Source organism: Streptomyces globisporus C-1027, assembly GCF_000261345.2.
Lineage (GTDB): Bacteria > Actinomycetota > Actinomycetes > Streptomycetales > Streptomycetaceae > Streptomyces > Streptomyces pakalii.
Map to the genome: position 1 here is coordinate 6,473,601 of NZ_CP013738.1, position 16,385 is coordinate 6,489,985.

Below are 16,385 nucleotides of genomic sequence, written 5' to 3' on the forward strand. Positions count from 1 at the left end.
GGCCGTGGGTTCAGTCGTCCTCCTCCGGGACCGCCGGATCCCGCCTGGCCAGTGCCTCCGCCACCGGCACCCCGTTCCGGGCAGCCACGGCCAGGCGGGCCCGGACCTCCGCGCCGGTGCGCGGGCGGAAGCGTGGCCGCTTGCCGCAGCCGCACGGCTCCAGGCCCTCGTAGCGCAGGCCCGCCCCCAGGACCGCCGCCACCGCGCTCCAGGCGTCGGTGTCACGGCGCGGCGGGGGAGCGAAGTCGTGCCCCGCGCAGACGAGCCCACGGCCGCAGTTCGGGCATGGCGGGGCGCCGCTGTCCAGGGGGAACCGCTTGAAGCTGACGCGGCAGGAGACGCAGGCGTAGTGCAGCTTGTAGTGGACCATCGCGTAGAAGCACACGCGGCGACGCTACCGGGCCGGTCCGGCACCCGACAGGCCCGGGCAGGCACCCCGGCGGGATCTTGTCCGCGTACGGTCCGGCGGGCATTCCCCGGTGGCGTCTTGTCCGTGTACAGGCCCGGGCGGGCCCCTCCGTGCTCGGGGAGGGACCGCCCGGGGACGTACTCACTTGCCGTTCTGCAGAGCCGTCCACGTGGCCGGGCCCACCTGGCCGTCGACGCCCAGCTTGCGGGTGGTCTGGTAGCTGCGGACCGCCGTGTCCGTGGTCGGGCCGAAGCTGCCGTCGACGCCCACGGTCTTGCCGAGCGCCGCCGTCAGGGCGCGCTGGAGCCGCTTCACCGCATCGCCCGAACTGCCCTGCTTCAGCAGGGGCGTCGTGCCCGCCGACAGCAGGGCCGTCCAGGTCTTCGGCCCGACCGTGCCGTCCGCGTCGAGGGAGCGGGCCCGCTGGAACGCCTGGACAGCGCTCTTGGTGGTGGCGCCGAAGAGGCCGTCCACCGTGCCCGGGTCGTACTTCTGCGCGGTGAGCAGCGTCTGGACGGCGGCCACCTGCGGGCCCGAGGAGCCGGACTGCTGCGTGGTGTACACGGGGAAGGTCAGGGCGTCGCCACCGCTGCCCGGGTCCCCGTCGATGAGCTGCATGTAGTGGTTCCAGTCCCAGTTGGGGCCGGGGTCCGTGTGGGTGGCGCCGGGTGCCTCGCTGTGCCCGATGATGTGCGACCGGTCCTTCGGGATGGCGTACCGCGCCGCGAGGTGTTTCGTCAGGGCGGCAGACGAACGGTACATCGCTTCCGTGTACCAGGCGGGGTCGTCGACGTAGCCCTCGTGCTCGATGCCCACGGACGAGGAGTTGACGCTGCCCGCGTGCCAGGCGGTGTCCTTCTCCCGCACCGACTGGGTGACCTCGCCGTCCGACGAGCGGATCGTGTAGTGCGCGCTGACCTTCGACGACGGATTCTGGTACCAGCTGATGGAACCGGCGTACGACCCCTGGGTGGTGTGGATGACCACCTTCTCGACGGCCGCCTTGCGATCGACGACGAAGTTCCCGGAGTAGGCGGGCACCCAGCGCGCCGAGGGGTAGTCCTCGCTCTGCGCGTAGACGTCGGACGCCGACACCTCGCCCTTTTCCGGGGCGACCGGGCGGGAGGGCACGAGCACCTCCTCGCCGCCGGTCACCGTCGCGGACACGCCCTCGGCGAGGAAGGTGAAGACCGCGTCCGCGTAGAGCGCGGCCGCCGGCCCGTCGGCGGCGCTGTAGCGGGCCACCGCCGGATACCAGGCGTTCACGTCCCGGCGCTCGGCCGCGTCCAGCCCCAGCGCGTCGGCGTGGTCGCGCAGGACGGCCGCGCCGCCGAGGATGTTGGCCGTCGTGTCCCGTCGCAGCCGGGCCGCGCTCTCGCCGGTCAGCTCGGCGGCCTTCTCCAGCGAACGGTTCGTGGGGTTGCTCGCCAGGTGCATGACGCCGTAGCCGTTCGCCTGGCTCGGCTTGCCCGCGTGTCCGTTCAGCCGGGACTCGCCGTAGCCCACGGCGGCCAGCAGATCGCGCGGTACGCCGTACTCCTGGGACGCCTCGGCGAAGGCGCGGTTCATCGGGTCGGCCGTGTCCGCGAGCGGGGCGGCGTTCGCCGGCTGCCCGGTGGCGAGGAGGGCCGCGGCGGTGAGGGCCGCCACGGCACAGGCGCGGGCCCGGGTTCGGGCTGCGGTGCGTAGGCGCATGAGGGCTCCTGCTCTGTGGGAGGAAGTAAAAAGCCCTCGGGCCCGGGTGGGCCAGAGGGAATGCCGAACCCGGCCAGGCTATCGATCTGAATGGGACATGACAAAGGGGTGCACCGCCGATCCCGCTGGCAACATCCTGCAAACTGAAGGGAGTTGCTCGGGCCGCTGAGCCTGTCGGGTGACATCGAGCGTCACCCGACAGGGGTGCGGCCGCCGGTTGACGCGGCCCGGCGGCTACCAGCGGTCGCGGTGGATGACGTCCGCCACGGGACGCCGCCGGACGGGCCCGAAGTTACCCGCGGGCCACCCCACCGGGACGGCGGCGAACGTCGCCATGTCCTCCGGGATGCCCAGCTCCTTCTTCCACTCCTGCTCCAGCATCAGATGCCAGATGGTGATGTTCGCCGCCAGCCCCAGCCCCCGGGCCGCCAGCAGCAGGTTCTGTACCCCCGGATAGACGCAGGAGCCCTCCGCCAGCGCCTGGAACCGGGTCTGCGTGTTCATCATGTGCTCCGTGCCCGCCGGACCGAGCGCCCGCGCCGACGCGGCGAGACCCTCCTCGTCCAGGCGCGGCTCCGGGAACCGGTAGCACGGCACGATCAGCACCGGGGTGTCGGCGAAGTGGTCGCGCTGATATTCGATCGCCGCGACCATCCGGCCGTACGCCGCCTCGTCCATGCCCTCGGGTGCGTACTTCCCGGTCGTCGCCAGATACGCGTCCACGCACCGCTTCCACAGCGGAGCGAGCCGCGCCATCACCTGGCGGTCGGTCACCACCACGTACTCGTAACACTGCATGTTGCCGCCGCTGGGACCCCAGACGGCGGCCTGTATGAGCTGCTCGATCGTCTTGTCCGGCACCGCGTCCGGCTTGAGCCGGCGCATGGCGCGCATCGTGGACATCGTGTCGAAGAGAGCAGGGCCGCCGAGGGCGGACGGGTCGGCCTGAACCGTTTCCATGGTCATGATCGCGGAGTTTACGGTTCCGACCGGCGCGCCAGAAGGGCTCCCGGCAGCCGGACTTCGCGGCCTCCGCATCCGTCGTCCCGCCTCCGGGGCCCCCGGCTCAGGTCCGTGTCAGCCGCACGACCGGGATGTCCCGCTCGGTGCCCGCCTGGTACTCCCCGTAGCGCGGGAACAGCTCCACCAGGCCCGGCCAGACCCGTGCCTTCTCCTCGGCCGGCAGCGTCGCCGCGACCGCCCCGAACCGCTCGGTGTTCACCCGCAGCTGGACCTCCGGGTTCGCCTGGAGGTTCAGATACCACAGCGGCGGACGGTCCGAGCCGCCGTTGGACGCCACGATCAGGTAGTCCTCGCCGTCCCGCCCGTACATCAGCACCGTGCGCCGCACCGTCCCGCTGCGCCGACCGACGTAGTCCATCAGCAGGCAGGGGACACCGAGCTGGGTCGTGCCCTTCGTGCCGCCGGAGGACTCGTACAGCTCGGCCTGCCGGGCGACCCAGTCGGCGGGGCTCAGCGCGACCTCCGCATTGCCGTCCTGCTCGGCCGTCATGGGTTTCTCCTTCTCTCGTGGCGCCCCGTACGGGCTGCGCCTCCATCCTGGCATCCCCGTCCCCTACCCTCCCTCGTCACCGCACCCCGGATTCGTACACCTGGACAGGCCGCCCACCGCACGGGGGAACGCGGGCCGGGGGTCCGCCCGCGAAGGCGTATAAAGGTTCCTTCCGGAGCAGCCGGCGTCCCCCGATGGCCCCTCCCCCCACCTCCCCTCACCACGCGGCAGGCGTCACCGCGTCACCGAGCCCAGGAGAGCCGAATGAGCACGTCGGAAGAGATCAGCACGCTGCTGGTGACGAAGTTCGGAACCGACCCCGAGGCCATCCGCCCCGATGTTCCGCTGCACCGGCTGCGGCTGGACTCCCTCGCCCTGGAGGAGCTGCGGCTGCACATCGAGGACCGGCTGGACGTGGACCTGGAGGACGTCGCGCTCACCTCGCGCGACACCGTCGGCCGCCTCGTCGAGGCCGTGCAGGGGAAGGTCACGGCATGAGCGCGGCCGCCGCAGCCCCCTACCGCCGGACCCCGCTCGCCCCGTTCGCCGCCGCCGTCACCGGCGTCGGCCTGGTCACCTCGGCCGGTACGGGCACGGCCGCCGCCTGGCACGGCGTCACCGAGGGCCTCGCGCCGTCCGCCGCACCCCGGCCCGAACTCGACGGTCTGCCCTGCGACTTCTTCTACTCCGTCACCGACTGCGACCCGGGGGCCGTCCTCGGCGTGGCCACCCAGCGGCTGATGGACCGCTTCGCCCAGCTCGCCGTCATCGCCGCACGTGAGGCCGTCGCCGACGCCGGGCTCGCCCCGGCGGTCTGGGACAGCGGCCGCGTCGGCGTCGTCATCGGCTCCGCCCACGGCGGCCTGCCCTTCTACGACGAACAGGCCGCCGCGCTCGCCGCGCGCGGCCCCCGCCGCGTCTCCCCGAAGCTCGCCCCGCTCAGCGTCGTCAACGGCGCGGCCAGCAGCGTCAGCCTGGACCTCGGCGTCCACGGACCCAGCCAGGCCGTCTCCACCGCCTGCTCCTCCGGCACCGTCGCCATCGGCACCGCCCACCAGATGCTCCGCTCCGGTGCCTGCGACATCGTCATCACGGGCGGCGCGGAATCCACCTGCACCCGCCTCCTGATCGCCAGCGCCTGCAGCCTCAAGGCCGTCTCCACCCGCCGCGAGGACCCCGCGGCCGCCTGCCGCCCCTTCGACACCCACCGCGACGGCTTCGTCGTCGGCGAGGGCGCGGGCCTGCTCGTCCTGGAACACCCGGAGCACGCCCGCGCCCGGGGCGCCACCGTCCGTGCCCACGTGAACGGTTACGGGGCCTCCAGCGACGCCCACTCCGCCGTCGCCCCGGACCCGGAAGGACTCGGCATCGAACGCGCCCTGCGCACCGCGCTCGCCGACGCCGGCCTCTCCCCGGACGACGTCGGGCACGTCAACGCCCACGGCACCTCGACGCTTTCCAACGACCTGATCGAGGCGACGATGCTGCGCCGCGTCCTCGGCGACAGCCCCCTGGTGACCTCCACCAAGGCGATGACCGGCCACACCCTCGGCGCGGCGGGCGGTATCGAGACCGCGCTCACCGTGCTCGCTCTCCAGCACCAACTGGTCCCGCCGACGGTCAACCTGGACGTACCCGACCCGCAGATCCCGATCGAGGTGGTCGCCAAGGAAGCCCGCGCCGCCTCCTTCGACTGCGCCGTCAAGACCTCGCTCGGCTTCGGCGGGCACAACGCGGCACTCGTCCTCACCAGGCCCTGAGCGGAAGGGAACGCAGCACCCCATGCCCGAGGAGATCATCCGGACCCTGTCGGCCGACGGAGTGCGCTACGGCTACCGCGTCCTGCCGTACGACCGGAGCGGCGGGGCCGTCCCCCGTACCGAACCGACGCTCATTCTCGGCGGCGCGCTCCAGGGCATGTTCGGCTGGCCCCAGATGGACGACCACCTGGGCCCCGCCACCGACGTGGTCACCGCCGACCTGCCCGGCATGGGCGGCGCCGACCCGCTCCCGCCAGGCCCCAGCGCCGATCTGCTGCGCCGCGCCGTCCTCGGCATCGCCGACGACCTCGGCGCCCCCCGGCTCAACGTCTTCGGCTTCTCCTACGGCACCGCCATCGCCTTCGGCTTCGCCCAGCACCATCCGGACCGGGTGGCCCGGCTCGCCCTCGGCGGAGTGCCGGCCCACATCGACGCCGCCCAGGTCGCCTGCTGGGAGCGGGCCCGGCGGCAACTGGCCGTCGGGGACAGCGAGGGCTTCGCCGCCACGGCGGCCGACGCGCTGATGTGCCTCGACCCCGAACGCCCGGTATACCGGCGGGAGTTGGCCCGGCGTTATGTGCGGCGCTCCTTCCTCCACGCGCTCACCCACTCGCCCCACGCGGCGGACTCGCTCCACCGGGCGCTGGCCGACCGGCCCGGCTTCACCGGGGGGCTCACCGGCGTACCGGCGCTGGTCTTCGCGGGGGAGCACGACACGGTCACCTCGCCCGAGCGGCAGCGGGAGTTCGCCGCGACGATCGAGGGGAGCCGGTTCCTGACGATCGGGGAGTCCGACCACTGGGTGGTCCTGGAACGGGCCGAGGAGGTGGCCTCGCTGGTCACCGGGTTCTTCACCGGACGGGAGGAGCCGGTGGCCGCAACTTCTCGTGCGACCGGCGCTGTTGTGCTGCCGCGTCAGGCCACGGCCCCGGCCGGGCGGACCTGAGCTTCGGTCCGCCGGCCGGGGCCGTGTGCCCCGCGTCCTACCAGGGCCAGAGGCCGCCGACCTTGATCCGCACCACCTGCGGGTCATGGTCGCTCGCCTGGTCCGCGAACTCGGCGTTGATGTGCACCACGTCGTAGTCGAGGCGGCGGACGCCGGGGCTCGTCAGGATGTGGTCCAGCGTCTGCGAGTTGCCGTCGAAGACATAGCTGTACCGCTCGCCGACGGGCAGCGTGCTGATCAGCGGCTTCAGCGCCTTGCCCTTGGTCAGCGCCTTCATCGTCGGGGAGAACTCGAAGTCGTTGAAGTCCCCGAGCGCGACGACCCGCGCCGACCGGTCCGCCTTCAGCAGCGAGGTGACGAAGGTGTTGACCTCGGCGGCCTGCTGGATCCGCTTCGTCTCCGAGGACCGCGTCGGCTCCTGGTAACGGCCGTGCAGCGGCTGGTCGCCGCCCTTGGAAGCGAAGTGGTTGCCGATGACGAAGACCGGCTTGCCCCGGAAGACGAACTCGCCCACCAGCGGCTTGCGGCTGTCCGCCCACGCCGGGCTCGCCGGGTTGATCCGGCCCGGGGACGCGGACAGCTTGACGCCCAGCCAGGTGTCGACGGCCCGCACCGGCGTGGTGGCGTCGCCGCCCGGCCGGTCGGTGAAGGAGACCCGCTTGGGGTTGTAGAGGAAGACGTTGCGGATGTTGCCGCCCGGCTCGCCGCCGTCCTTGTTGTTCTCGGGAGCGATATAGCGCCAGGCGTAGCGCGGCCCGCCCTTCGCCACGACCGCGTCCGTGAACCGCTTCAGTGTCGCCTCGGAACCCGTCGTGCCGTCGTTCACCGCACCGTTGTCGTCCTGGATCTCCTCCAGCGAGACGATGTCGGGGGAGGACAGGTTGACCGCGACGCCCTCGGCCAGGGTGTCGAACTTGGCCTGGTCGTCGCCCGCGTCGAGGTTCTCCACGTTGTACGTGGCGACCGCCAGCTCGTCCTTCTTCTGCTTGCGGGTCACCTCGCGCCGCAGCTTGTTGTCGACCACCGTGCCCAGCTCGGTGGCCTGCACGTTGTAGCCGCCGTAGCTCGCGTAGTCGAGTACGCCGGTGGTACGGCCCTTCAGCACGTCGCCCACGTTCGCCGTCGGAACCGGCTGCGCCGGGTCCAGCGACATCACCTTGAGGCGGCCGGTGTTCTGGTCCTCGTACGAGGAGTAGAGCGTGCCGCCGCGCCGGGTCGGGTTCTCCTTCGGCTTGACCGTCACCCAGATCTCGTCGTACGCGGTCGTCGCCCCGGTCACCCGGGTGTCGGCGATCTGGATCCGGGAGCCCTCCAGCGCCTCGTACAGATCCAGGGCGTACGTGGCCGGGTCCAGCGGGAGCGCGTCGATCGCCCCGCCGTCCGCCGAGGGCACGTAACGGCCGGGCACCGAGCGGGCGTCGAGGACGACCGGGGCGGGCAGCGCGTTGCCGGAGGAGAGCACGGTGACGCGGGGCGCGGTGATCTGGGTGAGCGACTGGGTGCCGGTGCCCGGGTAGTACTCCGCGACCTTGCCGCTGACCAGGACGGAGTCCCCGGCCTTCACGGTCGGTGCGGTGGAGCCCGTGTAGACGAACAGGCCCTCGCCGGTGCGCGGGTCGTTGTCGGGTGCCGTGTCCTGGATCCAGAAGCCGCGCGAGCCGCTGCTCCGGACACCCGTGACGATGCCCGGGACGCCGGTGACCGCCGTGCCCTCCAGCGGGGAGACGCGGGTGGTGCCCTGGATGTCGTGGATCCGGACGTCGCCGGGCTCGGTCGGGCCGGGCTCCTCCGGCGGCTGCCCGCCGCCGGACGTCTCGCCCTTGGCGTTGACCGGGGTGGGCGCGCCCGCGGTGAGGTCGGCGGCGTTGTCGTCGGTGTCGGCGAGCGAGGCGGCCCGCGCGACGGACGCGCTGGCCGAGGCGCCGGGGACCGGGCCGCTGCCCTCCCGGACGACCGCGGAGCCGTACCCGACCAGATCGACGATCCGGGTGTCCGCCGCGCAGTCCGCCGCCGACTTGCAGGTCAGCGGGGCCGTCCCGGAGACCAGGGCGACGGTGCCGCTGCCCGCCGCCATGGCGACGGTTCCGGTGGCGTCCGCGGTGGGCAGCGCGACCGTACCGCCGGTGCCCGCGGCCTGCGCGACCAGATAGCGGCCGCCGGGCGCGATCGACCCGGACAGTTCGGAGACCTGCCACTGCGATCCGGCCGACGGGGTGCCCGGCAGGTACTGGACGCTGAGGCCGCCGACCTCGAACGGCGCCGAGCCGGCGTTGGCCAGCTCGACGAAGTCCCGGGTCAGCGTCGCGCCGGAGTTGCCCCCGCCGCCGTACACCTCGGAGATGACGGCGGTGGCCGACGGTGCCGCCTGGGCGGCGGGCAGGGCGGTCACCGCGAGAGCGACGGCGACGGCGCCGGTCAGCAGGACGGAACCGGATCTGTATATCTGCACGGGAGGAGCCCCCAACTGAACTGAGTAGTAGGGGCAAAAGCTATGCGCGTAGAACGGGGCATGACAAGGCGCTGGAGGTTAATTCCCCGCGTATCCATGGTGATCGTGACAACAACACGCCCGGTCGCGGTCCTGGAGAGGACCGCGACCGGGCGCGTCGCGAGGGTTCCCGGTCACTGGCGGATACGGTCGCGGATCCAGACCCCGGCCTCCTTCAGGACCCCGGTCCCCGCCCACGTGCCGCCGTTGCAGGTGCCGGTCTTGAAGACGGCGCCTGAGCGGTGGTCGTCGGAGTAGTTCCAGTTGGTCCAGGAGATCTTCTTGCGCTTCATCAGGTCGAGGTAGCGCTGCGACATGGCGAAGTCGTTGGCGCCCTCGCCCGCGTAGTTCTGCGTCCCGAACTCCGTGACGAAAACGGGCAGCCGGTCGGAGGCCCGGTCGAGGGTGTTGAGGTACTCCTCGCGGTGCGAGGCCGCGTAGAAGTGGAAGGTGTACATGATGTTCGAGGCGTTGACGGGGTTGTTCACCACCTCGGACTCGTCGGAGCCCTCGGACACCCCGAAGGACGACCAGGCCCGCGTGCCGACCAGGACGACCGCGTCGGGGTCCTCGGCCCGGATCACCGGGATGATCTGCTCGGCGTACGACTTGATGGCCGACCAGCTCACCCCCGAGGGTTCGTTGGCGATCTCGTAGAGCACGCCCGGGTGGTTCTTGTACTTCTTCGCCATCGCCGTGAAGAAGGTCTTGGCCCGCGCCAGGTTCGCGTTCGGATCGCCCGGCGTCAGCATGTGCCAGTCGATCACCGCGTACATGCCGCGCGCGTGCGCCGCGTCGACGAACTTCTGCGCACGGGCGGTGAATCCGGCCGGGTCCGTCTCGTAGCCGCCCTCCTGTACGTAGGTGGAGACGCGCAGTACGTCGGAGCGCCAGTCCTGGGCGAGCGCGTCGAGCGAGCCGTCGGTGACGCACTGGGCGTACCACTGGGTGCCGTGCGTGCTCATGCCGTTGAGCGCGACCGCCTGGCCGGAGGCGTTGCAGAGCTGGCGGCCGCAGACCGAGAGCTGCCCGTTGGCGGCGAGCGGGGTGGCGGCGGTGGGAGCGGCGGGCGCCGGTGCGGCTCCGGCGCGGACGGGAGCCATCAGCGCGGTGACGACACCGAGCGCGGACGCGGCGAGCAGGGCCTTGCGGGCCATTCTGCGGCGGCCGGTCGTGACGGTGGGGCCGGTGGGGGGAGTGGGGCGCTGGTGCATGGTGGTGCTCCCTTCGGAGGGGGGTGGGAGGCGCCATGTCGGCAGAACTGAAAGTAAAGCTTCCTTCCAATTGGCGTCAACGGTGGTGGGAAACTTTCCTTCCTATTAACGCGCTTGGCGGAAGCGCCCGTTGGGGCCCTTCCGCCAAGCGTCCGTCCTGGATGTGCCGGTGCGCCGGTGCGCCGAGGTCCGCTCAGTCCTCCCGCAGCGGATAGACCGCCAACGAGAACGAGTGCCCCGCCGGATCCCCGTACACCCGCACGTCCCGGGGCCCGCTGTTGCTCTCACCGGTGTCGACGGGCCGGGCGCCGAGCGATATCGCCTCCCGCTCGGCCTCGTCGATGTCCTCCCGCGCCACCAGGATCCGCAGATGCGCCTGCTGCGAGTCCTCCGGACGCGGCCAGCTCGGCGGGGCGTAGCCGTGGTCGCGGCGGATCGCGAGCCGGACGCCGTCGTTGCCGACGATCTCGACGAAGTCGGGGTCGGTGCCGATCCGGGTCTCCGCGCCGAGCAGACCGGCGTAGAACTCGGCCAGCTCCATGGGTTCGGCACAGTCAAGGACGAGGACGCTCGTTTTCTCCACAGTCATGCGGGAACCCCTACCCCCGGCGGACCCCGGCACGCCGTGCCGGGGTCCGTCCCGGAAACCGGAATCCGGGCCACCGGTGCGGCCGCGTCCCGGATGAGGAAACACCCCAGGCGACCTAAGGTGCGAACCATGGCACGGAGCGCGGCGCAGCCCGGGCCGACCGGGGGCGACGCCGCCCCGGACGGCCCCGACCCCCGGCGTTGGCAGGCACTCGCCGTCTGCCTGGTCGCGGGCTTCATGACCCTGCTGGACGTCTCCATCGTCAATGTCGCCCTCCCCTCCATCCGGGAGGGCCTGAACACCCCCGAGTCCGACCTCCAATGGGTGCTCTCCGGCTACGCCCTCGCCTTCGGCCTCTTCCTCATCCCGGCCGGACGCCTCGGCGACGCACGGGGCCGCCGGGCGGTCTTCATGGCCGGACTCGCCCTCTTCACGCTGGCCTCCGCCGCCTGCGGCGCCGCCCAGTCCAGCCTGTGGCTGGTGATCGCCCGTCTGGTGCAGGGCATCGCGGGCGGTCTGATCTCCCCGCAGATCTCCGCCCTGATCCAGCAGATGTTCTCCGGGCGCGAGCGCGGCCGGGCCTTCGGCATGTTCGGCACGGTCGTCGGCATCTCCACGGCCGTCGGCCCGCTGCTCGGCGGACTCCTCATCCAGGCCGCCGGGCCCGAGCACGGCTGGCGCTGGGTCTTCTACGTCAACCTCCCGCTCGGCGTCGTCTGCCTCCTGCTCGCCCACCGGCTGCTGCCCGACACCCCCTCCGCGACCCGGGTCCGACCCCGCGACCTGGACCCGTTCGGCGTGCTGCTCCTGGGCGCCGGGGTCCTGGCCCTGCTGCTGCCGTTCGTCCAGGCCCAGCAGTGGCCCGGCAACACGAAATGGCTGCTGCTGCTCCTGGCCGCCGCCCTGCTCACGGGGTTCGTCGCCTGGGAGTCGCGGTGCACGGGCGGACGCGTCCAGCCGGTCCTGGACCTGTCGCTGTTCCGGCTGCGCTCCTACTGGCTGGGCTGCCTGCTGATCCTGCTCTACTTCGCCGGGTTCACCTCGATCTTCTTCGTCACGACCCTCTACCTCCAGTCCGGCCTCGGCTACTCCGCCCTGCTGGCCGGACTCGCCATCACCCCCTTCGCCCTCGGCTCCGGCGTCGCCGCGTCCATCGGTGGCCGGCTCGTCGGCCGCTTCGGCCGCCCGCTGGTGGTGGCGGGCCTGGCCATGGTCGCGCTCGGCCTCGCGGGCACCGCCCTCGCCGTCCACCTGGTCCCCGGCCCCGGCGCCGGCTGGGCCATGGCCGCCCCGCTGCTGTTCGCCGGCCTCGGCAGCGGTCTGGTCATCGCCCCGAACCAGACCCTGACGCTGGCGGAGGTCCCCGTCCACCAGGCGGGCAGCGCCGGGGGCACCCTGCAGACCGGCCAGCGGGTCGGCTCCGCGATCGGCATCGCCGCCGTCGGCGCGGTGTTCTTCGCCCAGGTCGGCCCGGACGGCTGGGCCGACGCCTACGACCACGGGCTCATCGTCTCCGTCGCCTTCGTGCTGGCCGCCCTGATCGTGGCGGTGGCAGATGTCGGGGCCGGACGACGGGGCAGACGACGTGACGAGCGACAGGACACCGACGCATCGAGGAGTACGGCATGAACGACACGACCACCGGCGACAGCGCCGGGACCAGCGGCAACAACTCCTACGGCCACAAGCCGTTCAAGCGGTCCAAGAGCCACTTCGCCGACCGCATCACCGCGGACGGCCGTGACGGATGGCCCGTCGAACCCGGCCGCTACCGGCTCGCCGTCAGCCGGGCCTGTCCCTGGGCCAGCCGCGCCCTGGTCTCCCGGCGGCTCCTCGGCCTGGAGGACGCACTCTCCCTCGCCGTCGCCGACCCGATCCAGGACGACCGCAGCTGGCGCTTCACCCTCGACCCGGAGGGCAAGGACCCCGTCCTCGGCATCCGCCACCTCAGCGAGGCCTACGACGCCCGGGAGAGCGACTACCCCGGCGGTGTCAGCGTGCCCGCGATCGTGGACGTACCGAGCGGGCAGCTCGTCACCAACGACTACCAGCAGATCACCCTCGACCTCGCCACCGAGTGGACCGCCCTGCACCGCCCCGGCGCCCCCGACCTCTACCCCGCACCGCTGCGCGCGGAGATCGACGAGGTGATGGAGGGCATCTACCGGGACATCAACAACGGCGTCTACAAGTGCGGTTTCGCCAGCTCGCAGCAGGAGTACGAGGAGGCGTACGAGGCCCTCTTCGCCCGCCTGGACCAGGTCTCCGCCCGCCTCGCCGACCGCCGCTACCTGGTCGGCGACACCATCACCGAGGCCGACATCCGCCTCTTCACCACCCTGGTCCGCTTCGACCCCGTCTACCACGGCCACTTCAAGTGCAACCGGAACAAGCTGACCGAGGACCCCGTCCTGTGGGCGTACGCCCGCGACCTCTACCAGACGCCCGGATTCGGCGACACGGTCGACTTCGACCACATCAAGCGCCACTACTACCAGGTGCACACGGGCATCAACCCGACCGGCATCGTCCCCGCAGGACCCGACCTCTCCGGCTGGACCACCCCGCACCACCGCGAACAGCTCGGCGGGCGGCCCTTCGGCGACGGCACACCCCCGGGCCCGGTACCGTCGGGCGAGCGGGTCACCCCGCCGGACGCCGTCTGACCCGGGCGTTCACCGAGGCGCGGGCGGCGGTGGCGGCGCGAGCGTGCCCCTGGCCAGTGGCGTACGGGCCAGGCGCACGCAGCCCGTGGCGATCAGGGCCAGCGCGACCAGCTCGGGCAGCAGCCACCACCCGGTCCGCAGCTCCTCGTCGAACAGCGTCACCCCGTACAGGATGCTGATCAGCGCGTCCCCCAGCGTCAGCATCGGCTGAACGGCCACCAGACTGCCCGCCTGCAGGGCGTTCTGGAGCAGGAACAGCGCACCCACCCCGGCCGCCGCCGTGGCGTACAGCTGCCAGGACGCCAGCAGCGCGACCACCCCGCCGTCGTCCAGGTTCGCCATCGCGTCCTTCATCAGCGCGGCCGTCAGCGCGTACCCGCAGGCGGCTGCCAGACCCAGCAGCGCCGCCCGGGCGTTGCCCCGGCTGCGGAGCGCGGCGACGATCAGCCCCGCCTCGAACACCCCGGTCACCAGCAGCGCCGGAATCCACGCGAAGTCCTCCACCGTGTCGCGTCCCTCGACCGGGGCGGCCGCCGCCATACCGAGCGCCAGGCCCGCCGTGACCGCCGCGACCCCGGACCAGACGACCGCGTCCGCCCGCACCCGCATCACCAGACCGGCGACCAGCAGCGTCAGCGGCAGCTCGATCACGAAGATCGGCTGGACCACCGCGATCGGCCCGGTGGCCAGCGCGATCGCCTGGCAGACCGCCGCCACGATCACCAGCCCGATCCCCGCCAGCCACACCTTCTGCCGCACCAGACGGGTCATCAGCGACAGCCGCATCGCCTCGCTGTCGGGTACCTCCATCGCCGCCCGGCGCTGGAGCACCGAGGCGCAGCCGTTGCTGAGGGCGGTCAGGACGGCGAACAGGACACTGATCACCCGGCCCATCATGGCGGCGGCCCGCCCGGGGCGCGCGGCGCACAGGTCCGGTGGGCGTAACGCCCGTACTCCGCGACGTGCGGACCGTAACCGACCGCAAGCCCCGGTAGCGTGCGGACCATGGCCGCGAAGACGCACCGCACCGCCGCACCGCCCGCCGTCCTCACCACCCGGGCGCTGAACCGGGCGACCCTGGACCGGCAGCTCCTGCTGCGCCGGTCACCGATGTCCGCGATGGACGCGGTCACCCACCTCGTCGGACTCCAGGCCCAGAACACCAAGCCCCCGTACTTCCAGCTGTACGCCCGGCTCACGGACTTCGACCCCGAGGAGCTGTCCGCCCTGATGGAGTCCCGGGAGGCCGTCCGGACCGTCTCCCTGCGCTCCACCCTCCACACCCATACGGCGGACGACGCGCTCAGCCTGGTCCCGCTGGTGCGGGCGCCGCGCGACCGGGAGCTGAAGGGTTTTAGGCGCGGGCTGGAAGGGGTGGACCTGGACCGGCTGGCGGCGGTGACCGAGGAGTTCGTCGAGGAGCGCCCGCGCCCGCTGGGGGAACTGCGCGAGGAGCTCCTCAACCACTGGCCGGACGCCGACCCCCTCGCGCTCTCCGTCGCCGCACGCTGTCTCCTGCCCCTGGTCCAGGTCACCCCGCGCGGACTGTGGGGCCGCAGCGGACAGGTGGCCCTGACCACCGTCGAGCACTGGCTCGGCCGGTCCGCCGGACCGGCGCCCGGGCTGGACGCCACCGTGCTGCGCTACCTGGGCGCGTTCGGCCCCGCCTCGGTGATGGACTTCCAGGCGTGGGCGGGCCTCACCCGCACCAAGGAGGTCTTCGAACGGCTGCGGCCAAGGCTGCTCACCTTCCGCGACGAGCGGGGCGTCGAGCTGTTCGACCTCCCGGACGCCCCGCGCCCCGCCCCGGACACCCCGGCCCCACCGCGTTTCCTGCCCGAGTTCGACAACGTCCTGCTCGGCCACGCCGACCGCGCCCGGGTCATCCCCGAGGTCAACAAGGGGCGCAACGGGAAGGGCAACCAGACGTACGGGAGTGTCCTCGTCGACGGCTTCCTCGACGCCCTCTGGCGCGTGGACCGCGAGGGCGGGACCGTGATCCTGACCGTGCAGGCACTGCGGAAACCGTCCCGCGCGCAGCGCACGGAGATGGCCGAGGAGGCGGCGCGGATGATGACGGTGATGACGGACGCCACGGACCACGACGTCCGGTTCGGCACGTTCCTGGACTTCGGGGACTGAGCCCCGCGCGACCGGCCCAGGTCAGGGCAGCAGCCCCGCCCGGCGGGCCGCCACCACCGCCTCCAGCCGGGTGTGCGCTCCCAACTTCCGCATCGCGGACCGCAGATACCCCTTCACCGTCTCGGGCCGCAGCCCCAGCCGCTCGGCCGCCGCCGCGTTCGTCGCGCCGGCCGCCACGCACGCCACCACGTCCACCTCGCGCGGCGCGAGGCGCACCTCCCGGGCCGTGGACGCCTTGGCCCCCGACGCCGAGGCGAGCCGCCCGCAGACCTCCAGCAGCTCATCGCGCAGGTCCGGATCGACGACCCTCGGGACCAGGGCGCGCAGGTCGCGGTGGGCCTCGCGCACGTCCTCCCACGCACCCGGCACCGCGTCCGGATCGCTCACCCGCTCCCGGCCCGCCGCCAGCAACTGCCGCGCCGAGTCCCGTACCGCGAGCGACTGCTCCACATCACGGGCCGCCGCCACCACCGCGTCGAACGTCCGGTCGCCGAGCGTCACCGGCGTCCGCAGCGCCCCGTACAGCACGCCCCGCACCGCGCGCCGGACGACGACGGGGACCGCGACGACCGAACGCAGGCCCTCCGCCGCCACCGCCGCGTCGTACTCATGGCTGATGTGGCGGGAGGTGGCGTAGTCCGTCACCGCGCAGGGCCGGGACAGCGCGATGGCCTTGCCGCCGAGGCCGCTCCCGGCGGAGATGACGAGGCCCCGCAGGGCGCTGGTCTGCGCCCCGTTCAGCTCGGCGATCCGTGCGTGGCGCGCGTCCGACAGCAGCCCGCCGAACACCACGGGAAGTCCGCTCGTGCGGCGCAGCCTCAGCAGCGCTGCCTGCATCTCCACCGCATCGACCGCTTCCGGCACTCCGACGCCCCTCCACCCGGCCCGCGCAACTCCTCCGGACGGGGGAGCGGACCACCCCCGTCCGGGGGTGGTGAGACCTGGGTCACTGTTTACATGATG

The 16,385-nt window shown here is 72.6% G+C and carries 15 protein-coding genes; 6 read left to right on the forward strand and 9 right to left on the reverse strand.

What is annotated here, in order from left to right:
- Positions 1–10: 10 nt before the first annotated feature.
- From WQO_RS28530 to WQO_RS28545, 4 genes are all read right to left on the reverse strand, one after another.
- Positions 11–385, reverse strand: a complete 375-nt coding sequence (locus tag WQO_RS28530; protein ID WP_010064292.1) for a hypothetical protein — start codon at positions 383–385, stop codon at positions 11–13.
- 165 nt (positions 386–550) lie between these two features.
- Positions 551–2,104 carry an N-acetylmuramoyl-L-alanine amidase gene (locus tag WQO_RS28535; protein ID WP_010064291.1) on the reverse strand — a complete coding sequence of 518 codons (1,554 nt, stop codon included), beginning with the start codon at positions 2,102–2,104 and terminating at the stop codon, positions 551–553.
- Between the two features lie 234 nt (positions 2,105–2,338).
- Positions 2,339–3,070 carry a nitroreductase family protein gene (locus WQO_RS28540; protein WP_010064290.1) on the reverse strand — a complete coding sequence of 244 codons (732 nt, stop codon included), beginning with the start codon at positions 3,068–3,070 and terminating at the stop codon, positions 2,339–2,341.
- Positions 3,071–3,170: 100 nt separating this feature from the next.
- Entirely contained in the window at positions 3,171–3,617 is a 447-nt protein-coding gene (locus tag WQO_RS28545; protein WP_010064289.1) for a nitroreductase family deazaflavin-dependent oxidoreductase, read from the reverse strand.
- 264 nt (positions 3,618–3,881) lie between these two features.
- Here WQO_RS28545 and WQO_RS28550 point away from each other — a divergent pair, with 264 nt between their 5' ends.
- Genes WQO_RS28550 through WQO_RS28560 form a run of 3 tightly spaced genes read left to right on the forward strand, consistent with a single transcriptional unit; the run spans position 3,882 to position 6,323 of the window.
- On the forward strand, positions 3,882–4,115 hold the full coding sequence (locus WQO_RS28550) for an acyl carrier protein (protein ID WP_006128548.1): 234 nt from the start codon (positions 3,882–3,884) through the stop codon (positions 4,113–4,115).
- Positions 4,112–5,377, forward strand: coding sequence for a beta-ketoacyl-[acyl-carrier-protein] synthase family protein (locus WQO_RS28555; protein WP_010064287.1), 1,266 nt, complete (start codon positions 4,112–4,114; stop codon positions 5,375–5,377). The genes WQO_RS28550 and WQO_RS28555 overlap by 4 nt, the downstream gene beginning before the upstream one ends.
- Positions 5,378–5,399: 22 nt before the next feature.
- On the forward strand, positions 5,400–6,323 hold the full coding sequence (locus tag WQO_RS28560; protein ID WP_010064286.1) for an alpha/beta fold hydrolase: 924 nt from the start codon (positions 5,400–5,402) through the stop codon (positions 6,321–6,323).
- 37 nt (positions 6,324–6,360) lie between these two features.
- Here the strand turns inward: WQO_RS28560 and WQO_RS28565 are convergent, their stop codons facing one another.
- From WQO_RS28565 to WQO_RS28575, 3 genes are all read right to left on the reverse strand, one after another.
- Complete coding sequence (locus WQO_RS28565) at positions 6,361–8,772, reverse strand: endonuclease/exonuclease/phosphatase family protein (protein ID WP_058954129.1); 2,412 nt, start codon at positions 8,770–8,772, stop codon at positions 6,361–6,363.
- A gap of 173 nt (positions 8,773–8,945) precedes the next feature.
- Positions 8,946–10,025 (reverse strand): glycoside hydrolase family 5 protein, encoded by a 1,080-nt coding sequence (locus tag WQO_RS28570; protein ID WP_010064283.1) that lies wholly within the window; start codon positions 10,023–10,025, stop codon positions 8,946–8,948.
- Positions 10,026–10,218: 193 nt separating this feature from the next.
- Entirely contained in the window at positions 10,219–10,614 is a 396-nt protein-coding gene (locus WQO_RS28575; RefSeq protein ID WP_029182718.1) for a VOC family protein, read from the reverse strand.
- Between the two features lie 129 nt (positions 10,615–10,743).
- Between WQO_RS28575 and WQO_RS28580 the strand changes: the two genes are divergently transcribed.
- The gene (locus WQO_RS28580; protein ID WP_010064280.1) at positions 10,744–12,243 is read left to right on the forward strand and encodes an MFS transporter; all 1,500 of its coding nucleotides are present in this window, start codon (positions 10,744–10,746) and stop codon (positions 12,241–12,243) included.
- Positions 12,240–13,280: a glutathione S-transferase family protein gene (locus tag WQO_RS28585; RefSeq protein WP_010064279.1), complete on the forward strand. Its 1,041-nt coding sequence runs from the start codon at positions 12,240–12,242 to the stop codon at positions 13,278–13,280. Before WQO_RS28580 ends, WQO_RS28585 begins: the two co-directional genes overlap by 4 nt.
- 9 nt (positions 13,281–13,289) lie before the next feature.
- Here WQO_RS28585 and WQO_RS28590 read toward each other — a convergent pair whose 3' ends face one another.
- The gene (locus WQO_RS28590; protein ID WP_029182717.1) at positions 13,290–14,165 is read right to left on the reverse strand and encodes a DMT family transporter; all 876 of its coding nucleotides are present in this window, start codon (positions 14,163–14,165) and stop codon (positions 13,290–13,292) included.
- 120 nt (positions 14,166–14,285) lie between these two features.
- Here WQO_RS28590 and WQO_RS28595 point away from each other — a divergent pair, with 120 nt between their 5' ends.
- Positions 14,286–15,422 carry a winged helix DNA-binding domain-containing protein gene (locus WQO_RS28595; protein ID WP_010064277.1) on the forward strand — a complete coding sequence of 379 codons (1,137 nt, stop codon included), beginning with the start codon at positions 14,286–14,288 and terminating at the stop codon, positions 15,420–15,422.
- Between the two features lie 21 nt (positions 15,423–15,443).
- Here the strand turns inward: WQO_RS28595 and WQO_RS28600 are convergent, their stop codons facing one another.
- Positions 15,444–16,286, reverse strand: coding sequence for a response regulator transcription factor (locus WQO_RS28600; protein ID WP_010064276.1), 843 nt, complete (start codon positions 16,284–16,286; stop codon positions 15,444–15,446).
- Between the last annotated feature and the right edge of the window lie 99 nt (positions 16,287–16,385).